The sequence below is a fragment of the Streptomyces sp. WM4235 genome (assembly GCF_001279725.1).
Taxonomy (GTDB): domain Bacteria; phylum Actinomycetota; class Actinomycetes; order Streptomycetales; family Streptomycetaceae; genus Streptomyces.
Window position 1 is genome coordinate 72725 of sequence record NZ_LGDE01000125.1, and the last position, 20384, is coordinate 93108.

17 protein-coding genes are annotated in these 20384 nt (G+C 73.7%); 9 read left to right on the top strand and 8 right to left on the bottom strand.

Features of this window, described 5'->3' with window-relative positions; translation table 11 throughout:
* Nucleotides 1–153: 153 nt before the first annotated feature.
* On the top strand, nucleotides 154–765 hold the full coding sequence (locus tag ADK55_RS12660; RefSeq protein WP_053678095.1) for a response regulator transcription factor: 612 nt from the start codon (nucleotides 154–156) through the stop codon (nucleotides 763–765).
* A 64-nt stretch (nucleotides 766–829) separates the two neighbouring features.
* Here ADK55_RS12660 and ADK55_RS39735 read toward each other — a convergent pair whose 3' ends face one another.
* From ADK55_RS39735 to lanKC, 4 genes are all read right to left on the bottom strand, one after another.
* Nucleotides 830–2608: an ATP-binding cassette domain-containing protein gene (locus ADK55_RS39735; protein ID WP_053678145.1), complete on the bottom strand. Its 1779-nt coding sequence runs from the start codon at nucleotides 2606–2608 to the stop codon at nucleotides 830–832.
* The gene (locus ADK55_RS39740; protein ID WP_063839518.1) at nucleotides 2605–4521 is read right to left on the bottom strand and encodes an ABC transporter ATP-binding protein; all 1917 of its coding nucleotides are present in this window, start codon (nucleotides 4519–4521) and stop codon (nucleotides 2605–2607) included. The genes ADK55_RS39735 and ADK55_RS39740 overlap by 4 nt, the downstream gene beginning before the upstream one ends.
* Before the next feature lie 76 nt (nucleotides 4522–4597).
* The gene (locus ADK55_RS12675) at nucleotides 4598–4732 is read right to left on the bottom strand and encodes a SapB/AmfS family lanthipeptide (protein ID WP_053678097.1); all 135 of its coding nucleotides are present in this window, start codon (nucleotides 4730–4732) and stop codon (nucleotides 4598–4600) included.
* Entirely contained in the window at nucleotides 4729–7365 is a 2637-nt protein-coding gene (gene lanKC, locus ADK55_RS12680; protein ID WP_053678099.1) for a class III lanthionine synthetase LanKC, read from the bottom strand. The genes ADK55_RS12675 and lanKC overlap by 4 nt, the downstream gene beginning before the upstream one ends.
* A gap of 274 nt (nucleotides 7366–7639) precedes the next feature.
* On the opposite strand from lanKC, the gene ADK55_RS12685 reads away from it, so the two are divergent.
* From ADK55_RS12685 to ADK55_RS12695, 3 genes are all read left to right on the top strand, one after another.
* The gene (locus tag ADK55_RS12685) at nucleotides 7640–8182 is read left to right on the top strand and encodes a TlpA family protein disulfide reductase (RefSeq protein WP_053678100.1); all 543 of its coding nucleotides are present in this window, start codon (nucleotides 7640–7642) and stop codon (nucleotides 8180–8182) included.
* 425 nt (nucleotides 8183–8607) lie between these two features.
* Entirely contained in the window at nucleotides 8608–11190 is a 2583-nt protein-coding gene (locus ADK55_RS12690; protein ID WP_386939152.1) for a SpoIIE family protein phosphatase, read from the top strand.
* A gap of 200 nt (nucleotides 11191–11390) precedes the next feature.
* Nucleotides 11391–11786 (top strand): LppU/SCO3897 family protein, encoded by a 396-nt coding sequence (locus ADK55_RS12695; RefSeq protein WP_053678105.1) that lies wholly within the window; start codon nucleotides 11391–11393, stop codon nucleotides 11784–11786.
* Between the two features lie 391 nt (nucleotides 11787–12177).
* Here the strand turns inward: ADK55_RS12695 and ADK55_RS12700 are convergent, their stop codons facing one another.
* Nucleotides 12178–12627, bottom strand: coding sequence for a DUF7144 family membrane protein (locus tag ADK55_RS12700; protein ID WP_053678108.1), 450 nt, complete (start codon nucleotides 12625–12627; stop codon nucleotides 12178–12180).
* Between the two features lie 247 nt (nucleotides 12628–12874).
* On the opposite strand from ADK55_RS12700, the gene ADK55_RS12705 reads away from it, so the two are divergent.
* The 4 genes from ADK55_RS12705 to ADK55_RS12720 all read left to right on the top strand — a co-directional run bounded on the left by ADK55_RS12705 (nucleotide 12875) and on the right by ADK55_RS12720 (nucleotide 15914).
* Nucleotides 12875–13321 (top strand): SRPBCC domain-containing protein, encoded by a 447-nt coding sequence (locus ADK55_RS12705; RefSeq protein ID WP_053678110.1) that lies wholly within the window; start codon nucleotides 12875–12877, stop codon nucleotides 13319–13321.
* On the top strand, nucleotides 13318–13671 hold the full coding sequence (locus ADK55_RS12710) for an ArsR/SmtB family transcription factor (protein WP_053678113.1): 354 nt from the start codon (nucleotides 13318–13320) through the stop codon (nucleotides 13669–13671). Before ADK55_RS12705 ends, ADK55_RS12710 begins: the two co-directional genes overlap by 4 nt.
* Nucleotides 13672–13833: 162 nt before the next feature.
* Nucleotides 13834–15123 carry an SAM-dependent methyltransferase gene (locus ADK55_RS12715; protein WP_053678114.1) on the top strand — a complete coding sequence of 430 codons (1290 nt, stop codon included), beginning with the start codon at nucleotides 13834–13836 and terminating at the stop codon, nucleotides 15121–15123.
* Between the two features lie 20 nt (nucleotides 15124–15143).
* Complete coding sequence (locus tag ADK55_RS12720; protein WP_063839519.1) at nucleotides 15144–15914, top strand: alpha/beta hydrolase; 771 nt, start codon at nucleotides 15144–15146, stop codon at nucleotides 15912–15914.
* Between the two features lie 195 nt (nucleotides 15915–16109).
* On the opposite strand, the gene ADK55_RS12725 is transcribed toward ADK55_RS12720, so the two are convergent.
* A complete protein-coding gene (locus ADK55_RS12725; protein WP_053678116.1) occupies nucleotides 16110–16508 on the bottom strand; it encodes an SHOCT domain-containing protein in 399 nt (132 codons plus the stop codon).
* Nucleotides 16509–16678: 170 nt separating this feature from the next.
* Between ADK55_RS12725 and ADK55_RS12730 the strand changes: the two genes are divergently transcribed.
* On the top strand, nucleotides 16679–17671 hold the full coding sequence (locus ADK55_RS12730; protein WP_053678118.1) for an NAD-dependent epimerase/dehydratase family protein: 993 nt from the start codon (nucleotides 16679–16681) through the stop codon (nucleotides 17669–17671).
* A gap of 20 nt (nucleotides 17672–17691) precedes the next feature.
* Here the strand turns inward: ADK55_RS12730 and ADK55_RS40955 are convergent, their stop codons facing one another.
* A complete protein-coding gene (locus ADK55_RS40955; RefSeq protein WP_420713623.1) occupies nucleotides 17692–18255 on the bottom strand; it encodes a DUF6207 family protein in 564 nt (187 codons plus the stop codon).
* A gap of 172 nt (nucleotides 18256–18427) precedes the next feature.
* Nucleotides 18428–20384: hypothetical protein (locus ADK55_RS12740; RefSeq protein ID WP_053678120.1), on the bottom strand; the 1957-nt coding region annotated here is incomplete at its 5' end.

Below are 20384 nucleotides of genomic sequence, written 5' to 3' on the forward strand. Positions count from 1 at the left end.
GTACGTTCCCCGCCAAAGGCGGAAGGCAATCCCCGAGGGATCTCGGCCAACGTTCTCGAACACCCCAGAGCGCCCCCACAGTGACGTTCCAGCAGACCGGTGCGGGGGCAGCCGCTTCATGCCGTTGTCGCTTACCGAAGGAGCAGTTTCGCCATGACGAAGGTCCTGGTCGTGCACAGCGTTCGCCTCGTCCGCTCCGCCCTCGCGGCACTGCTGAGATCCGAGGGCCCCTTCGAAGTCACCGCCGTGGGCTGGCGGACCGCGGTGCGCGAGACGGAGTCCTTACGCCCCGACGTCACGGTCGTCGACCTCGACTGTCCGGGCGCCGCTCCGCTCCTGGCGGGGGCGGGCCGCAGGGATCGGCACGCCTCCTCCCCCGCGTCCTCGCCGATACTGGTTCTGGCCTCGGCGGGTACGCCCGGATCGCTGCGGAGGGCGTTCCGGGCACCGGTGCTGGGGTGTGTGGACAAGGACGGCTCGCCGGGCCGCCTGGTACGGGCCGTGCGCCGGGTCGCGGCCGGTGAACGTTTCGTCGACGCCTCGCTCGCGTCCGCCTACATGGAGGCGGACCCGGTACCGCTGAGTCCGCGCGAACTCAGTGTGTTGGCCCGTGCGGCGGAGGGCGATTCGATAGCCGAGATAGCCAGCGCCCTGCACCTGGCCAGCGGCACCGTCCGCAACTACATGGCCGCCGCCACGCGCAAGGCCGGCGCACGCAATCGCATCGACGCCATCCGCATTTCGCGCAGGGAAGGCTGGGTCTGAGACCGCGGCCGACGGCGAGCCGAGGCCGGGGCCGAGAGCGCCCCGCCCGGAGGCGGGGCCCGTCTCAGTCCTCCCCCGCGGCGTTCCAGAGCCCCACCAGGTCCCGGTACAAGGGCGATCGGCCGGGGAGTTCCTCGTGCGTGCCGCACACCGCCCGGGTCCCGTCCAGTACGAGGACCCGGTCGGCCCGCGCCGCCGACGAGATCCGGTGGGCCACCACGACCAGCGTGCCCGGACGGGCGGCGAGGGCCCGCTCGGCACGCGCCTCGGTGTGCGGGTCCAGGTGACAGGTGGCCTCGTCGAGCAGCAGCAGCGGAGCGGGTGAGAGGTGGGCCGCGGCCAGAGCGAGCTGCTGGCACTCGCCCTGGGACAGTCGCTGCGGCACGACGGCCCCGTCCAGGCCGCCGAGCCGCTCGACGAGGGCGCCCACGCCCAGGGCGACGACCGCCTCGCGCACCCGGGCGTCGTCGGGTGGACGCGCTCCGGGGCACAGGTGGGTCAGGTTCTCCCGGACGGTGCCGGTGAAGACGTAGGCCTGCTGGGGCAGCAGGGTGCGTCGAGGATCCGGCTCCGAGGCGTCCCGCTCTCCGCGTGCGGCCGCCCCTGCGACCAGGACCGTGCCCCGGTCGGGGCTGAGCAGCCCGGCGAGCAGCGCGGTGAGCGTCGACTTGCCGATGCCGCTCGGGCCGACGACGGCGAGGTGCTCGCCCGGGCGGACGACCAGGTCGAGGTCCTCCAGCACGGGGGCCGCCCGGGGGCCGTAGGCGAAGGTCACGCCGCGCAGCTCCGCGGCGGACGGCGGGACGGGCGGCGTCGCGGGCGACGGTACGGGCGACGGGCGCGCCGGGGGCAACGGGGAATGCGAGGGGTTCGGGGCGGGCTCGGGCTCGTGGAAGCGCTCCAGTACCACCAACAGCCGGGTGCCGGCGGATCCGAGGGCCGTCATCAGGGAGTGCAGGGCGGGCAGCAGCGCCTGTACGAGGTAAGTGAGCGCGCCCACCAGGGTCCCGGCGGTGACCCCCCGGTCCAGCAGCCACGGGGTCGCCACCAGCAGGGAGATCACCGGCAGCCGGCCCGCCGCGCCGAGGGCGACGGTACGCACGGCCGCCCACCGGGCGAGGCGGCGGGTCAGCCGCTCCTGCGCCCCGATCAGGGTCTCCACCCCGGAGGTCGTGCTCGCTCCCCCGCCGCAGGCCACGATGTCGCGCAGTCCCTCACCGACCGCGCCCACCCGGCGCGACAGCGCCTCGTCGGTGTCGAGGGAGTCGCGTTGCACGCCGGCCATGGGGCGCAGCGTGGCGAGAAAGAGGCCGAGGCCCAGGAGCAGCGGGGGCAGTACGACGAGGAGCAGCACGGGGGCGAGGGCCGCCATGCCGGCCAGCGCGCCCGCGGCCGTGAACACGAACGAACGGGCGGTGAGGACGATGCCCGCGAAGGAGTCCCGGGCCATCTCCGTCTGCTGGGTGAGCCGGGAGACGGCGCCGGCGTCCGCGGCGCGGGACGGGTCGGCGACGGCCCGGTCGAGGGCGTGCCGCACGGCCCTGCGCACGAGGCCGTCGCGCAGCGGTTCCACCAGGTCGGCGAGGGCGGCGAAGACCCCGCGCAGCGCGAGGGCGCCGAGCAGGGCGCCGAGTCCGGCGACCACGAGCCAGCCCAGGCCGACCGCGGTGCGCCCGGCGAGGAAGCCGTCGTCGAGGGCGCGGGCCACGCCGTAGCCGGTGAGGAAGGTGTGGGCGGACTCCAGGAGCGACCAGCCCCCGAGTCGTGCCAGGGCGGGGCTGCGCCCTCGCAGGAACCGGCGCGCGTCGGGGCTCACGCGCCGCCAGGTGTCGTGCTCGTTCACCGGGCCGCCCCCTGACCGCTCGGGCCGATCGGGTCGGCCGTGCGGGCCGGCCCGGGATCGGGCCCGGGCGCCGGCGCGGGCTCCGGACCGGGCGCGGGCGCGGGCTCCGGACCGGGCGCGGGCGCGGGCTCCGGTCGCGCCCCCGCGGCGAACACGGCCCGGTAGTACGGATCGCGCCACAACTCGACGTGCGTGCCGGTGGCCCGAACTCGTCCCTCTTCCAGCCACACGACGAGGTCGGCCCGGGCGGCCGAGGAGATCCGGTGCGCGACGACGATCCGGGTGCCGGCCCGGACCTGTTCCGCGACGGCCCGCTCGACCTCGCGGGCGGTGACCGTGTCGAGGCTGGAGGTGGCGTCGTCGAGGATCAGCAGTCGGCCGGCGCGGCAGAACGCCCTTGCCAGGCCGAGGCGTTGGGCTTCCCCGCCGGACATGGGGGCGTCGGCCACCGGCGTGTCGTACCCCCGGGGCAGGCGGCGTACGAACAGGTCCGCACCGGCCGCCCGGGCGGCCCCGCGCACCGCTTCGGGGTCCGGCGGTGGGCCCGATCCGAACGCGATGGCGTCGCCCACGCTGTCGCCGAGCAGGGCGGGCCGGTGGAAGGCGTGGCCGACGTCGCGGCGCAGGGCTTCGGCGGTCAGGTCCCGCAACGGGACACCGTCCAGCAGCACCTGCCCGCTGTCGGGGTCCGCGAGTCGTCCGGCGACGGCGGCGAGCAGCGTCTTGCCGGAGCCCGAGCCGCCCACGACGGCCGCCGTGGTCCCGCCGGGGACGAGCAGGTCGATGTCGCGCAGTACCGCGGTTCCGTCGCGGGTCACGCGTACGCCGCGCAGTTCCAGGGTGCCGGGGCCGCCGTCGGGCAGCCGCCGGTCGCCGTGTTCCAGCGCGGGCAGGTCGAACAGTTCGGCGGTGCGGCGGGCGGCGGCCCGGCCCCGCACCGCGGCGCTGAGTTTGCCGGTGACGGCCCCGATGCCGGCGGCGAGGCCGGCGTAGCGCACGGCGGCGAGGAGTTCGCCGACGTCGAGCGCGCCGGAGGACAGGCGGATGCCGCCCACGCCGAGGACGACGTACAGCAGGAGCGGCATGAGGGCGGTGGTGCGGGCCATCGTCGCGCCGTACACCTGCCACATCCGGCGACCCTCGGTGTCGAGGTCGGGCAGCCGGGCGAGGATCCTGGCGCGTTCCCTGGCGGCGGTGCCGGCGGCGGCGATGGTGCGCGCCCCGGCCAGGGCCTCGACGAGTCGGCCCGCGGTCGCGAGTTGCGCCCGCTGGTAACGGGAGACGATGGCGGAGGAGTCGCGGGCGAAGGCCCTCAGCAGGAGGACGAGCGGGGGCAGTCCCGCGACGAAGGCCAGTGCGGTCCAGGGATCGATGACGAACAGCGCGACGAGTCCCCCGATCGGGGGCAGCAGCGCGGCGATCCCGGTCGCGAGGGTGGCCGGCACGGTTCCGGCCTCGGTGGCGTGCGCGGTCAGTCGCGCGGCGATCTCGCCGGGGGCGAGCCGGGCCGCGTGGTGCGGCGCGGTGCGCAGCAGTCGGGAGAGTCCCAGCCGGCGCAGCCAGGCCGTGGAGCGGGCGTCCACCGCGCCGGTGAGCCGGGTCGTGGCGGCGTCCAGGAACACCTCGGCCACGATGACGGCGGCGCACAGCAGGGTCCAGTACGGGGCGGCCGGATCGCGGCGGAGCAGGAGGTCGAGGGTGAGGCCGAGCAGCGCCGGTTCGGCGAGGGCGGCGACGGAGGCGGCGGTCGCGCATCCGAGCACGGCGCCGGCCCGTCCGGTGCTGTGCCGGGCGGCTTCGCGGAGTGCGCGATCGGCGGAGCGGTGGGCCTCGGGGCCCGTGGGGGTCGCGGTACCCCGGGAGCGTTCGTGGGCGAGGACGGCCGGTTCCGGCGGGTCGTCGTGCGGGGTCATCCGCGGCGGCTCCTGAGAGGTGGGTCGGGGCCCGGACGGCGAACCGTCCGGGCCCCGTACAGGCCTGACGACCTGGTTAGTTACAGGTCGTGATGCTCAGGCTGCTGTCTCCGCAGAGCAGCAGGCTCGCGCGGCTTCCGCCGCCCGTCATCGCGGCCTCGGTGATCTCTTCCTTGGGGGTTTCCATCGACTGCAGGTCAAGAAGCGTCATGTCAGTTCCTCTTCTTCTCCGGGGATGTACCGATGGGTCACGGCCCCTTGCGGGACCGGCTTGGGGGCCGCTGCGGCGTCGCGCAGCGGCGGGAGGAACGGCAGGTGCGCGCGCCCGCCGGGCGCGGCGCTGCCGAGGGCGAGGAGAGCGCCGGCCGTGCCCGTGGACAGGTCCATGGACAGGCGCATCATCTGCTCGCCGGGGAAGGCCAGTTGGCCTTGGTAGGGGACGGCGTGCCGGGCGAGGGCGTCGATCTGCCGCGCGATGTCGTCGGGCCGCGTCCCGGGTCCGGGGGTCGTGGTCCGTGCGAGGTGCAGGATCATGCCGGCCGCGCCGCGGAACAGTCCGGGTTGGGCGTAGAAGGTGGCCTGGGCGGCCGCCACGATGCCGCGCCGGGCCTCCTCGAAGCGCGGGTCGGCGCCGTGCTCCAGCCAGTCGTCGAGCACCATGCCGATGCCGGCGCTGCCCTCGCCCAGATAGGGCATGGTCCGCCAGCCCTCGTTGACCTGGAGAGTGCCGAACGCGCTGGTCACGCAGTGGTCGAGGTCGCGGTGCAGGGCTTGTCCGGCTCGCGCCAGGAGTTCCGCGTCGCCGGTGCGTTCGTACAGGCGCAGGAAGAGCAGGGCGGGACCGGCGTTGCCGTACAGGAGTCCCGCCCGGGTGAGGTCGGGGGCGGAGCGGGCGACGAGTTCGGCGCAGCGCAGGGCGGCGTCGTGCAGGGCGCTCTCCCCGGTCGTGGTGCCCAGGGCGTCCAGGGCGAGGCCGACTCCGGCGAGGCCGCTGTGCAGGTCGGGGCCGACGGTCTGCCACGGTTGGCGCAGCAGTTGCTCGGCGAGGGCGAGGGCGCGTTCACGGTGCCCGAGCCGGTCGAGGGTCCAGGCGGTGCCGGCGAGGCCGTCGTAGAAGCCGAGGGGTGTGCCGGAGGCCGGCTCCTCGGTCCGTTTGAGCAGCCACTTCTCGGCCTCGGGCCAGGGTTCGGCGCCGGTCTCGGCGAGGGCGTAGAGGACGCCCGCGGCGCCGTGTCCGAAGCCGGTTCCGCCGCCCGCCGTGGCGAATTGGGCGATGTCGCCGGGGAAGAGCCTGTCGTCGCGGTCCAGGGTGGCGGAGGCGCGCAGGGCGGCCGTCATGGAGGCGCGGGCGCGGGGCCAGTCCCCCGGTTCGACGGGCAGGTACGGGCCGGTGGGTACGGTCGGGCGATGGCCGGGCTCGCCGGGCGGCGGGTCGTAGAGGATCTCCTCCACGGCCTCGTCGAGGAAGGCCCTCGGTACGGGGAACTGTTCGGCGGCGATGTCGGCCAGATGTGTGGCCTTCGCCCGGTCCAGTACGAACAGGCTGGTCAGTGGCAGGAACAGGGCGAGTCTGAGGCAGGCGAGGGCGTAGCGGTCGACGGAGAAGCCGCGTCGTCCGGCGGGGGCGACGAACGCCGGGTTGGCGACGGTCTGCCGCAGCCCTTCGTCGACGTGGGCGGCGGCCTCGAAGTCCAGGAGCGCCACGGAGGGTTCGCCGTTCTCGTCCTCCGTCACCATGATGTTGAACAGGTGCAGGTCGTTGAAGACGACCCCGCGGGCGTGCACGGCCTCCACGGCCTCCGTCACCCGCCGGTGGATCGTCAGCGCCCACCGCGTGTAGGAGGCGAGTTCCTCCGGGTCGGGTTCCGCCTCGATCAGGGGGTGGCGGCGGGCGAAGTACGTGTTGAGCGGCTTGCCCTCCAGGTACTGCAGGACGAGGAAGTGGTGGTCGCCGACGGTGAAGGTGCCGCGGACGGACGGGACGCAGTCCAGGCCCTCCAGTCGTTCCAGGGCGGTCCGCTCGCGGTGCAGCCGGGCCACGGCGTCGGCTCCGTCGGCGGCGAGTCCCGCGTGGGGGCGGGCCTCCTTCAGCACCACCGGTTCGCCGGTGCGGCTGTCCGTGCCGGCGTAGACGCCGCCTCCGTTGGAGAAGTGGAGCGCGCGCTCGATCGTGTAGGGCACGTCGGTGAGCGTCACGGCCGAGCGGGCGTCGAGGTGCGGCTTGAGGAAGGCCGGGAGGTCGACCCACTCGGGCGGTTGGAACACCGGCCCGCGGGGGTCCGGGACGAGGGTGCCGTCGGGGGTCTCGATCGCCGGCACTAGTTCGCCCCGCGCGTCGTAGCAGTGCCGCAGGGTAAAGCTGCCGTAGCGCAGGTGGACCGGTCCGGCGCCCCAGCGCAGATCGCTCAGGATGTACGGTCCGGGCTCGCCGGTCAGCAGGGCGTCGAGGTCCTCGGCGATGCGCCGGCACTGTTCCTGGTCGGCCGGGTAGACGGTGATGAACTTCCCGCCGGCCGCGCGGTCGGCGTACTTGGCGTTGCGTATGTGCAGCAGGTGGCGGCTCGGCACGAACTTGAAGGCGATGCGCCGGGGCACGCAGTAGGCGTGGACGCGGTCGAGGATCGACTCGGCGTTGTCCAGACAGGCGGAGACGTGGATCTTCCAGCCCTGGGCGGGGAGTTCGACGCCGACGGGGCGCAGCGCGTACCAGTCGCCGGTGCGGTGCGAACGCCACCCGGTCGGTACGGGAGCGAGGGCCGGGCCGTAGTTCTCGTCGGCCCGTCGGTACGGGGCGTCGTAGAACCAACGGTCGGCGTCGCAGAACGCGGCGTACCCCTTGTTCACTCCTGCTCCCTCGGTCGGTGACAGGGACGAAGGTGTCACGCGGGGCGTTGGCCCCGACAGTCGCCGCTGTCACCGATCGGATGTGCAGTACGCACGAGTCACTTGGCGGGTCGGGATGGGCCGTCGGGGTGAAGCCGCGGCACGCACCGCGCCGCCTCCCATCCGATTATCTGACTGACCGTAGATTCCTTGCGTCCGGGGAGCACCGGCCGTCAGACCGGTCCCCTTCGCTGCGACCGTCGGCGTACGGTCCGGTCCCGCCCGGGAGAGTGCCATGCGTTCTCGTGTCGTCGCCGCCGCCCTGCTCCTCGCCCTGGGCCTGTCGCTGACGGGCTGCTCGTCCGACGGGGCCGACCCCGCCACCCGAGGTGCCGCCGGCGCGCCGGCCGCAGGCCGCCAGACGGCCCCCTCCCACCTGCGCTTCACCGCCAAGACCCTGGACGGCGCGGTGTTCGACGGTGCGGCGCTCGCGGGTAAGCCCGTGCTGTTCTGGTTCTACGGGGCCGCGTGCGCCGAGTGCCCTGCCCAGGCCTTCGAGACCGCGGCCAAGGCCGACCGCTACGTCGGGCGCGTACACGTGGTGGCCGTCGCGGAACCGGGGGCGGGCAACGGCCTGCAGGGCTTCGCCGCCCCGGCCGGGGCGGGCCGGCTCCCGCACCTCTCCGACGTCGGCCACGCCCTGCGGGACCGCTTCCACGCCGAGGGCATCAACACCTATGTGCTGCTCGACGAGGACGGCGAGGTCCTCTACAAGGGCGCCGGCGCGGAGGGCGACAAACTCGACGGGGAGCTCGCCGCCCTCGCCTCCGGCGTCTGACGGGGGCGGGTCGATCGCACACCGGAGGACCGGGAGCCGGTGCCGGGCCGCGCGGGCGGCACCGTCGGCCCCCGGCAGGTCCGGTTCGACCGATCGACCCGGGCGCGGGTGCCTGACCGCGGGAGATGGCCGCGGTCACTCAATGCGCCCGTGCCGCGACGGGGTGTCACGCGATGCCCGACGGGGCGCCGGGCGACCGTCTCCGGCGCCTTCCGGACGGGCCCCGCGCCCTGCTCGACCGGCGCCGCCCCGGCCCCGCGAACCGCCCCGTCGGCCGAGAGAAGAGCGCGAATCACGACCCCGACGGCCATGCGGTGCTACAAATAGTCTGTGACCCATCCTTGCAACCCGTACCGGGGACGTCGGTGCGGTCACTGAGCCGGAATCGCCCGCGAAGCGTCGCCCGACAGGTATTCGTCCTTCAGGTGGCGATCGTGGTGCTGCTCGCGGCCGGAGCGGTCCTGGCACTGGTGCTCCAGTCCCGCCACGACGTCGACCGGGAGGCCCGCACCCGTTCGGTCTCGGTCGCGCAGACGGTCGCCCATTCGACCGGGATGTGCGCGGCCCTGCGTTCACCCGACCCCGCGAAGACCCTCCAGCCGCTCGCCGAGTCCACGCGCAAGGACGCCGGGGTGGACTTCATCGTCGTGATGGACACCGAGGGGATCCGCTACAGCCATCCGCTGCCCGACCGCATCGGCAAGCGGTTCGTGGGCACCATCGAGCCCTCCCTCGCCGGCCAGGTGCACACCGAGAGCGTGCAGGGCCCGCTCGGCAAGGAGATCCAGGCCATCGTGCCGGTCTACTGCGACGGCAAGGTCGCGGGACTGGTGTCGGCCGGGCTCACCGTGAAGAACGTCTCCGGCGTGGTCGACCGCCAGCTCCCCGTCATCCTCGGGGCCAGCGCGGCCGGACTCGCCCTCGCCACCGTGGGCGCGTGGCTCATCAGCAGGCGACTGCGCCGCCAGACCCACGGGCTCGGCCCCGAGGAAATGACCCGTATGTACGAGCACCACGACGCGGTGCTCCACTCGGTCCGCGAGGGGGTGCTCATCACCGACGGCGGCGGACGGTTGCTCCTCGCGAACGACGAGGCGAAACGCCTGCTGAAACTGCCGGCCGACGCCGAGGGCCAGTACATCGGGAATCTCACCGGACTCGACCGGACCGTGTGCGACCTGCTGCTGTCCGGCCGGGTCGCCACCGACGAGGTGCACGAGGCCGGGGAACGACTCCTGGTGATCAACCAACGGCCGACGCGTCCCGGCGGCGGGCCCGAGGGGGCCGCGGTCACCATCCGGGACTCCACCGAGATGCGCGTCCTCAGCACCCGCGCCGACGCGGCCCGGCGACGGCTGAGGCTGCTGTACGACGCCGGGGTCGGCGTCGGCACCACCCTCGACGTCGGGCGGACGGCCCAGGAACTGGCCGACGTGGCCGTTCCGCGGTTCGCGGACTTCGCGACCGTCGAGCTGGCGGAAGCCGTGCTGCACGGGGACGAGCCGAACAGTACGGCGCCCGACCTGCTCCGCACCGGTTTCAGCGGCATCGCGGACGACGTGCCGCTCTACCCGCGCGGCAGGCTGATCGACTTCCGACCGTCCACCCCCCAGGCTCGCGGCCTCACCACCGGCCGGGCCGAACTGATCCCCGATCTCGCCGACGCGCCGGGCTGGTACGCGCAGGACCCGGAGCGGGCGCAGGCCATCCTCGACTACGGCGTGCACTCCCTGATCACAGCCCCCCTCAAGGCGCGGGGCGCGGTGCTGGGCCTGGTCAACTTCTGGCGGTCGCGGAAGGACGAGCCCTTCGACGAGGAGGACCTGTCCCTCGCCGAGGAACTCGTGGCCCGGGCCGGTGTCACCATCGACAACGCCCGCCGCTACACCCGCGAGCACGCCTTGGCCGTGACCCTCCAGCGCAGTCTGCTGCCGCGCGACCTGCCCGAGCAGAGCGGCGTCGAGGTGGCCCATTTCTACCTGCCGGCCCAGTCCGGGGTGGGTGGCGACTGGTTCGACGTGATCCCGCTGCCCGGCAGCAGGGTCGCGCTCGTCGTCGGCGACGTCGTCGGCCACGGGTTGCACGCGGCGGCGGCCATGGGACGACTGCGTACGGCCGTGCTCAACTTCTCCTCGCTGGACCTGCCCCCCGACGAACTCCTCACCCGACTCGACGACCTCGTCCAGTACATCGACCAGGGCGGGGACGGCGGATCCGACGGCGGCCTGCTCGGGGCGACCTGCCTCTACGCCGTCTACGACGCGGTGACGCAGCGCTGCACGGTGGCACGCGCCGGGCACGTGCCCCCGGCGATCGTGCGGCCCGACGGCAGTGTGGAGATCCCCGAGCTCCCCGCCGGCGCGCCCCTGGGCCTGGGCGGCTTCCCGTTCGAGTCGACGGAGTTGGAGCTGCCGGAAGGCTCCCAGCTGGTGCTGTACACCGACGGGCTGATCGAGGACCGCGCCCGCGACATCGACGAGGGTCTCGATCTGCTGCGGGCGGCGCTCGCCCACGCGGACCGCAAGCCCGAGGACACCTGCCGGGCCGTTCTCGCGCAACTGCTGCCCGTGCGCTCCCGCGACGACGTGGCGCTGTTGGTCGCGCGGACGTCGGCGCTGCCGACGGACCGGATCGCCGAGTGGGACGTGCCCTTCGAACCGAGTTCGGTGGGCGTCATGAGGGCTCACGCCATGCGGAAGCTGGAGGAATGGGGCCTGTCCGAGCTCGCGTTCGGCACCGAGCTGGTACTGAGTGAACTCATCACGAACGCGATCCGCCACGGCTCCGCGCCGGTGCGCGTCCGTCTGCTGTTCGACCGGATGCTGACCTGCGAGGTCTTCGACGGCAGCAGCAGTTCACCCCGTCTGCACTACGCCACCACCACGGACGAGGGTGGCCGCGGACTCTTCCTCGTGGCCCAGATCAGCCGGCGTTGGGGAGCCCGGTACACGCCCGAGGGCAAGGTTCTCTGGTCCGAACAGGCGTTGCCGGACCCCGAGGACGTCTAGCGGGTCGCTGAAGTGCTCCCCCTCGGGGGGTCACTCAGGCGTCTGCGGCCCTCCCGGAGGGACCTGCGGCAATCACGGTTTCGCCATGGACGCATCACAACTCGGCATCCGATCTCCGAGGTTGCCTCGACGCCTGAATTGCCGTTTTCGCGGCCTGTAACGTTCACGCGTTCGAAGAAGTTCCCTTGGAAGGACCCACCATGTCGACTCCGCCGTCGCCTCAGGGCGAGCACACCGCTCCCCCGGCCCCTGGCACGCCCGCTCCCGAGGCCGCGAAGCCCAAGGGTTCCAAAGCGAAGAAGTTCCTGAGGTTCGTCGCCCTCGTCGTCGTCGCCCTCGTGGTGAAGTTCGGCATCTCGTACTTCTTCAACTCGCCGGTGCGCGCCGAGGCGGGCGACTGCGTCAAGGTGACGGGCAGCGAGAACAGCCCGGAGGTGGAGACGAAGGGCTGCGACGACAAGGACGCCAACTACAAGGTGCTGAAGGTCGTGGAGAACACCTTCGACACCAGCGCGTGCACCGTGGGCGAGGCCGCCCTGGCGCAGCAGTGGGAGCAGGAGAAGTTCGTCCTCTGCCTGGAGCCGGTCAAGCACTGACCCCGCTCCCGCCGGTGACGCCCGCTCACCCGGCGCGTCCGTACCGGCGACCGCGACATTCCGCTGCCCCCTCCCCACGGAGGGGGCAGTTCGGCGTTCGCGGACGGGTACGGGTACGGGTACGGTCCGCGGCAAGGGGAAGCCCCGGCCGGTCTGGGGGGTGACCGGCCGGGGCGGCTCGGGGGGTGTGGCCGGGGGGGCGAGCCCCTCTGCGGTCACATCTATATGAACGCTCAACCAGTCGGCCGCGTTCCCTCGCCCCGACGTGACCCCCGTCACCCCCGCCAACGCCGATCGCGTCGGCTCCGCACGCGGGGATGCCACCCCCGGCGCGAAGGCCGGGGGCGGCTGCCACCACCGCGGGTCGGACCGCGGGTGCGGTCGATCCAGGTCACGCCGGGGCGTGCGGGGTCCGCTCCTTCAGCAGGGCCCAGATGATGAAGATGTCGATGGCGATGATGATGATCGCCCACAGGGGCTGGTACGGCAGCCACAGGAAGTTCATCACGATACTGAGGGCCGCGAGCACCACACCGAGGATGCGCGCCCATGCCGCGCCCTTGAGGATCCCCACACCGGCGACGAGCAGGATCACACCGAGGATCAGGTGGATCCAGCCCCACGCCGTGAGGTCGAAGCGGTAGATGTAGCTGCCCACCCGTGCGAAGACCTCGTCGTTGGCGAGGGCCCCGATGCCGTTCAGGACGGCGAGCACGCCGTCGACGAAGAGCAGGACACCGGCGAACATGACGCCCGAGCCCGTGTAGCCGGCGCCGCCCCGCTCACTCCAGCGGGAAGGTTCCGGTGTCGGCGCCCCGGACGGGGTCGCGGTCTGGGCCATGACAGCCTCCTTGGCCGAACACCCCGAGCAGTTGGACACGCCGGCGATTGCGACGTGAGGCCGACGATCCGCCGCCGCGCCCGCCACCACCACCCGGGCAGGGCCATTCGAGTGAACGCCCCGGAGTGCGGCGGGTACGCACGGGCACGACGGGCGCCACCCTGTCGCGCAACCGACCGGTTGCACCTGGAACCCATACGTGCAACCCTTGAGTTGCACTTACTGGAAGCGACGCAAGGAGGCCCTCATGAGCGAGGACCGAATCGAACGCGAGATCCTCATCGAGGCGCCGGTGGAGCGGGTGTGGTCCCTGGTGGCCGACCCCGGGTTCTGGGTGTCCGACACGGCCGGCCCGACCGGCGCCGTGGCGGAGGCGGGAGCCTCCGTGGTGGCGAAGAGCGCCGAGTACGGTGACTTCCCCGTACGGGTGGAGGAGGTCGAGCCGCACACCCGTGTCTCGTACCGCTGGGCGAGCGCCTTCCCCGGGGAAGAACCGCGCGAGGACAACAGCACGCTCGTCGAGTTCACGTTGCCCCCCGAAGGCGACGCGACGCGGCTCCGGGTGGTCGAGAGCGGGTTCTCCGCGCTGGCCGGGTCGGAGGAACTGCGCCGCAAGGCGGTGGCGGACAACACCGGCGGCTGGCCCCAGGTGTTCGACGCGCTCAAGAACCGCGCCGAACAGTCGTCCCCGTGACGGAGGAACACCCGAGCGACGGCGTCGACGACGTCCTCGCCGCGCTCGCCGACCCGACCAGGCGCCGGCTGCTCGACCTCCTCGCCGAACAGGGCGAGGTCACCGCGACGACGCTCGCGGCAGGGCTTCCCGTGTCACGACAGGCCGTGGTCAAGCACCTCGCCGTCCTGGACGCGGCCGGACTCGTCTCCGGCCGCCGGGTCGGGCGTGAGGTGAGGTACGAGGTCCGGTCGACGGCGCTGAACGCGACGGCGCGCCGGCTGGCCGCGCTCGCGGCCGACTGGGATCGACGGCTGGCGATCGTCAAGCGCGTCGCCGAGGCGGCGGAGCGCGATCCGGACGGAGGGTAGTTCCCCCGCCGACCGGGCCGGGTCGGATGGGTCGAGCTCGACACCGCGACCAATCCGATCCGGCCCCGGCTGCGAAGTGCCTGTGTACGCCCGCTTCGGCGGCGCGGCCGTGTCCTCGTGCCCGAACCGTGCACGAGGGTCCCTCTGGCGGAAGGAGCCTCGATGAGGCCCGTGGCAGACAGACTGGCCGAACTCCTCGGGCATTTCCTCGCCGGACCTCCACCGGTACGCCTGCGCGCCTGGGACGGCAGCGAGTCCGGCCCCGAGGACGCCCCCGTGGTCGTGCTCCGCTCCCCCGACGCACTGCGCCGCCTGCTGTGGCAGCCCGGCGAGCTCGGCCTCGCCGAGGCCTACATCGCCGGCGACCTGGACATCGAGGGTGACCTGGCCGACGGCCTCGGCCGCGCCTGGCAGTCCGTGCGCGAGCACGGCACTTCGACGCCGAGCCCGACGGGATGGGCCCGGGCCGCGGCGCTCGCCGTGGGGCTGGGCGTGGCCGGCATACCGCCGCACGCCCCGGACGCCCCCAGGGCCCGCCTCGGCGGCAGGCTGCACAGTTCCACCCGTGACCGGGCCGCCATCAGCCACCACTACGACCTGTCCAACGAGTTCTACGCCCTGCTGTTGGACCCGTCCATGGCCTACTCCTGCGGCTACTGGTCCCGCCCCGACGACCCCGACTACACACCGGCCGACGCCCAGTACGACAAGTTGGAACTGATCTGCCGCAAGGTCGGTCTGCGGGCCGGCTCCCGCCTCCTCGACGTCGGTTGCGGCTGGGGTTCGCTCGCCGTCCACGCCGCCCGCGCCCACAAGGCCCAGGTCACTGCCGTGACCCTGTCCCGGGCACAGCGGGACTTCGTGACCGACCGGGTCGCGCGGGAGGGCCTGTCCGATCTGGTCGAGGTGCAGTTGCGGCACTGGCGTCACATCGACGGCGGGGGCTACGACGCGGTCAGCGCCGTCGAGATGGGCGAGCACGTGGGGGACGTCGAGTACCCCGAGTTCACGTCCCTGCTCCACGGAGTGCTGCGCCCCGGTGGACGGCTGCTGATCCAGCAGATGTCCCGTGGTCTGAACGCTCCCGGCGGCGGCGCCTTCATCGAGACCTACATCGCGCCCGACATGCACATGCGGCCCGTCGGTCGCACCGTCGACCTCATCGAGGACGCGGGATTCGAGGTGCGTTCCGTCGAGGCCCTGCGCGAGCACTACGCCTGGACCATCGACGCCTGGCGCCGCACCCTGGAGGAACGGTGGGTGGACTTCGAGGCGCTGGTCGGCCAGGCCACGGCCCGTGTGTGGCGTCTGTACCTCGCCGGCAGTTCGCTCGCGTTCACCGAGCGCCGCATGGGCGTCGACCAGATCCTCGCCGTCCGGCCGTCCCGGGAGGGGCGCAGCGACATGCCGGCCACACCGGTGAGCTGGTACGAGTCGCAAGCACGGGCGTGAGCGGCGGGAGGAGGTCCTCGATGGGCCCCGGGTCGCTCCACGTTCCCGCAGCTCCCGGCCGGGAGCTGCCTTCGGCGCTGTCCCTGCGGCGCAATCCCGCGCATCCGACGGCGGCGATCCTGGTGCTGCACGGGGGCCGCGCCGACGGGCTGACCGCGCCCCCCGCCCTCAACCTGCCCCTCGTGCGCATGAGGGCGTTCACCCGCGCGCTCGCGCGGGCCACCGGGCCGGACCGGGTGGTCGTCGCGGAGGTGCGCTACCGCCACCGGGGCTGGAACGGCGCCCGGGAGGATCCGGTGCGGGACGCCATACGCGCACTGGACGAACTGCGCCGCACGGCCGGATCCGTCCCCGTGGTCCTCGTGGGGCACTCCATGGGTGGTAGGGCCGCGTTGCGCGCGGCGATCGACCCCTCGGTACGGGCGGTGATCGGGCTCGCCCCGTGGTGCCCGCCCGGTGAGCCGGTGACACAGCTCGCGGGCAAGTCGGTGGTGCTCCTGCACGACGAGGCGGACCGGGTCACCGATGCCCGGGCGAGTTGGGACCACGTGCGGCGGGCCCGCGCCGGCGGGGCGCGTGCCGCGGGCGTCGTCATGCCCGAGGGCGGGCACGCGATGCTCCGTCAGTCCGCGCGCTGGCACGAGGCCACCGTCGCCGCCACGCTGGGGTTCCTGGGGTCCCGCGAACTCCCCGAGGGCCTCTTCACCGGGCCGGTCCCGATGCCCTGGCCCCGGCCGGACGCTGTCGACGCCCCCCGCGGAGCCGGCCGCCGGTCGCGGGACGGCGGCTGACGGTCGGGGGGTCGGTCGGGGGGTCGGTCGGGGCCGGCGTCGCCCTGGCCCCGGACCGGTGACGGGCCGCCCGGGGACAAGCCGGATGCCGACACACCGGGATGCCACCTCGCGGTTCGGTCGCGAGGTGGCATCCCGGTGTGCGCGCGATCGGCTCCGGCGTCCGTTCCGGGGGCGGTTCGGGGCCGGGATCGGTCACGCCAGGAGTTTCGCCTTCGCCCGCTCGAACTCCTCCTGGGTGATGTCGCCCTTGTCCTTGAGCGTGGAGAGCTTGTGGAGCTCGTCCGCCGCGCCGCCCGGGGAACCGGTCGTCCCGGCCGCCTTCTGGACGTACTGCCGGAAAGCCTGCTCCTGCTCCTCGGCCTGCTTCACGTCCCGTTTGCCCATGCCCCGGCCTCGGACGATGAGGTAGATGAAGACGCCGATGTACGGCAGCAGGAGGACCAGGATGAGCCAGCCCGCCTTGCCCCACCCGTGCAGTTCGTGGTCGCGGAAGATGTCCGTGATCACCTTGAAGAGCAGGAAGAACCACATGACCCAGATGAAGATCCAGAGCATGGTCCAGAACAGATTGAGCAGTGGGTAGTCGTCCACGAGTCACTCCGATCACATATGCGACGAAACCATTCATACCGCCGCCCGGACCGCTCCGCATGCGGAGTGGTCCGCCCGTGGGGCGACGTCGCCGCGCCAGGTCCTTACGGATCCGTGACGTGCGGCCCGGCGGGCGCCCCGGTGGAGCGCACGGCGCATAGCGTCGGGGCATGCGCGTACTTGTGACTGGAGGAGCGGGCTTCATCGGCTCGCACGTCGTTTCCGCACTGGCCGACCGGGGGCACGACCCGGTGGTCTTCGACCTGACGGAGGAGAACGGACGGGACGTACGGGACTCCGCGCAGGTGCGCGAGGCCCTCGCCGGGGTGGACGCGGTCTGCCACCAGGCCGCCAAGGTGGGGCTGGGCAAGGACTTCGGCGACGCCCCGGACTACGTGTCGGTCAACGAGCTCGGCACCGCCGTCCTGTTGGCCCGGATGGCGGAGAGCGGGGTGCGGCGGCTGCTGCTCGCCGGGTCGATGGTCGTGTACGGCGAGGGGCGGTACGAGTGCCCGGCCCACGGAGTCGTCCGCCCGGGCCCGCGTGCCGAGGCGGACCTGCGGGCGGGCAGGTTCGAGCCGCGCTGCCCCACCTGTGGCGCCGACCTGGCGCCCGGGCTGGTGGCCGAGGACGCCCCGATGGATCCCCGCAACGTCTACGCCACCACCAAGCTGGCCCAGGAACACCTCGCGTCGTCGTGGGCGCGGGCCACCGGCGGGCGGGTGGTCTCGCTGCGCTACCACAACGTCTACGGGCCCGGAATGCCGCGCGACACGCCGTACGCGGGAGTCGCCGCGCTCTTCCGTTCCGCACTCGCGCGGGGGGAGGCCCCGCGCGTCTTCGAGGACGGCGGGCAGCGGCGGGACTTCGTGCACGTGCGGGACGTCGCGGTGGCCAACGCGGTGGCCTTGGAGGCGGTGGCGGACACCCCCGGTTTCGTCGCCTACAACGTGGGCAGCGGCGATCCCCGTACCGTCGGCGACATGGCCAAGGCGCTGTCGGCGGCGTGCGCGGGCCCCGATCCCGTCGTCACCGGCGAGTACCGGCTGGGCGACGTCCGGCACATCACCGCCGACTCCGCGCGGCTGCGCGGGGACCTGGGCTGGCGTCCGGCGGTCACGTTCGAGGCGGGCATGGCCGAACCGGGCGACGGGGTCGCGTAGGTCGCTTCCCCGCGCCGGGCTCAGTTCTCGGCGATCTGGGCCACCCACCCGTAGGGGAGCTCCGAGCCGTCGAGGGTGACCGCCTCGACCGTGCGGGTCTCGGGGTCGATGTCGGCCTGTACGCCCTCGCCCGCGTAGCGCGGGTAACCGGACGTGCCCAGTTCACCGGTGAAGTCCACGGCGGCCGTGCGCAGGATGCCCTCGCGCCCGGTACCGCCCTCCGGGCGGGGTCCCGGGCGCAGCACGACGGTGTAGCGACGGGGAGCGGAGGCGGGATCGTTCCCGGCGGAGGCGGTCATGCCGCCCAGGCTAGCGACCGGACGATCTCCTCGCCGGGACCCTTCGGCCCCGACTTTCCGCGGGGCGGCCGAGTGGCGCGCCCCGCCCGGGCGCAGCAGGTCCGCGTACACGCGTGCCGTCACGCCCGGCCGGCCGGGTCCGCAGGTGACGCGGCCCATTCCCGATGTCGCGCACAGTCGGCCCGGCGCGACCACCGCCGCGCGGACCGTGTCCTCGTCGCCGCCCGTCACGTCGAAGACGACGAGGCCGGGTTCCGCGACGTACCGCTCATCAATGTCGTTCACATCCGTCCCGACGAACTCCGGCCGGCCGCCGGTTCGCCGGCGCCGGGCGGCACATCCGTACGGGCCGACACCCACCCGGGAGGTGCCCCGACCGGCCGTGGTCGGGGGCGGCCCGGGGCGCCGCCTCGGACGAGGGGTGGCTCGTGTGAACGCGCCCCCGGGGCGGCCGTGTTCATCCGGCGTGCCACAGGGTCTTGTCCCCCTGGACGATGACCACGTCGCCGGAGGGGCGGATCAGCAGGCGGGCGCCCCGGTGGCCGGTGGTCTTGGAGGACCACAGGGGCCGGCCGGCCGCCGTGAGGACGGCGAGTTCGCCGTCGGCGGTGAACCGCGCCTCGGCTCCGGTGCCCGAGGTGCCGGCGCTCCACACGGAACGGCCGTCGCCGTCGTACAGGACCAGGTCACCGCTGCTCTCCATGCTCAGGCGGACGGCGCCGGCGTCCAGGGTGTCGCCGGAGCGCAGCACGGTGCCGGCGTGCACCTCGATGGAGTCGTCGAGTCTGCCGGCGGCCAGGGCGCGCAGGGTCGGGAGGGAGGGGGTGAAGGCGTAGACGGCGCCCTCGGTGCGGATGAACCGCTGGAAGGAGAGCGTGGTGGCGCGGCTGCCGCTCTCGGAGGGGCATTCGAACGCGGCCTGGGAGCCGGGGCCGATGACCGGGTCGGCGCCCGGGACGGGGTGGCGGGCCGGCGGGAAGTCCACCTCGTTGACCCAGCGTTTGGCGATGAACTCGAACTGCTCGACCAGGTCGGCCTGATGGCTGACGAAGAGGAGCCCGCGCGTGGTGTCGTCGCCGCCCTCCGCGCGGGATCCGGTCTCCGGGCGGTGCGGTGGGCCGAAGGGGATCCCGCGCCGGATGATGCGGCGGGAGTCGAGTTGGGCGATGGGCAGCGGCGGACGTCCCGGGGCCGGGGTGAGACCTCCGCGCGGGTTGCTCTTGCGGATGTGCGAGAACAGCGGTGTGGTCCAGCCCTGCGGGTCGTCGTGGAAGTCGAGCGCGCCGTCGACGTCCTCGCCGGGCAGGGGGACGCGTTCGGCGACGGGGCAGGTGGCGACCGGTGCGCCACCGGGCCAGCGGCCGATCATGCGGGCGGCGAGCCACTTCGGGTCGGCGTCGGCCGGCGCGGCACCGGAGCGTTTCAGTTCGGCGAGGCATTCGGCGGCCTGGTTCCACCACCCGGGCACGTCCTGCGCGAGCCGTCGTACGACGTGGAACGATCCGCCGGTGGCCCATGCGGGGAGCCCGGCGGGGCGCGCCCCGACGCGTTCGTGCCCGATCAGGAACTCGCCGGCGGGCACCAGCCGGGTGCCGGACTTGCCCTGGACGGTCGCGGGGTTCGCGGCGTCGGACGGGTCGAAGCCGCGTACGCCGGGTTGGCTGATGGCGTCGAGGAAGCCGAAGTGCTCGTGGCCGCGCAGTGCGCCGGGGAGCGTGGCGCCGTCCTGGCCGAAGAGGACCGTGGCGGCGGCTGCGTCCAGCGAGCGGCGGTGGCGGTCGACGGCTTCGGCGAGTCGTCCGGAGTCGTCGGCGGCCAGGGTGAGGACGGCGTGCACGTCGTCCTCGGACGCGCCGAACAACCAGGAGTCGGGGGCGCTGGGTCCCGTGTCGCCCAGTGCCTCGGCGCGGGCGGCGGCCCCGTCGCGGAAGGCCTCGGCGGTGCCGCCGGCGGGGACGGCGGGGAAGGGGTCCTTGCCGGCGAGCAGGCTCAGCCCGGGGTGGGTGAGGCTCAGCCCGGTCCACAGGGTGGCCATGCCGGCCGGGTCCACGCCGCCCCGCAGAGTGCGCGCCCGGCTGAACTCGGCGTTGAACCAGGTGACCTGATCGGTCGTGGAGAGGTCGGGCAGCAGTGCGCCGAGCCATCGCCGGGCCTTGCCCGCGTGGTGGAAGTGGACGAGGAGCAGACGGACGTGGTCCTTGCGGAAGCCCGCGAGGATGTCGCCCTGGGTGGTGGTGTCGGTGCGCAGGGGCAGGGCCTGCGCCGCGGCCCGGGACGCCGGGGGTGCGACGGGTGTACCGGGGGCTCCGACACGGGGCGCGGCGCCGGCCGCGGTGCCGGGGATCCCGACGGCGAGAGCGGCGGCGCAGGCGCCCGCCCGTACGACGGTGCGGCGGGTGGGGTGGTGCGGGGAG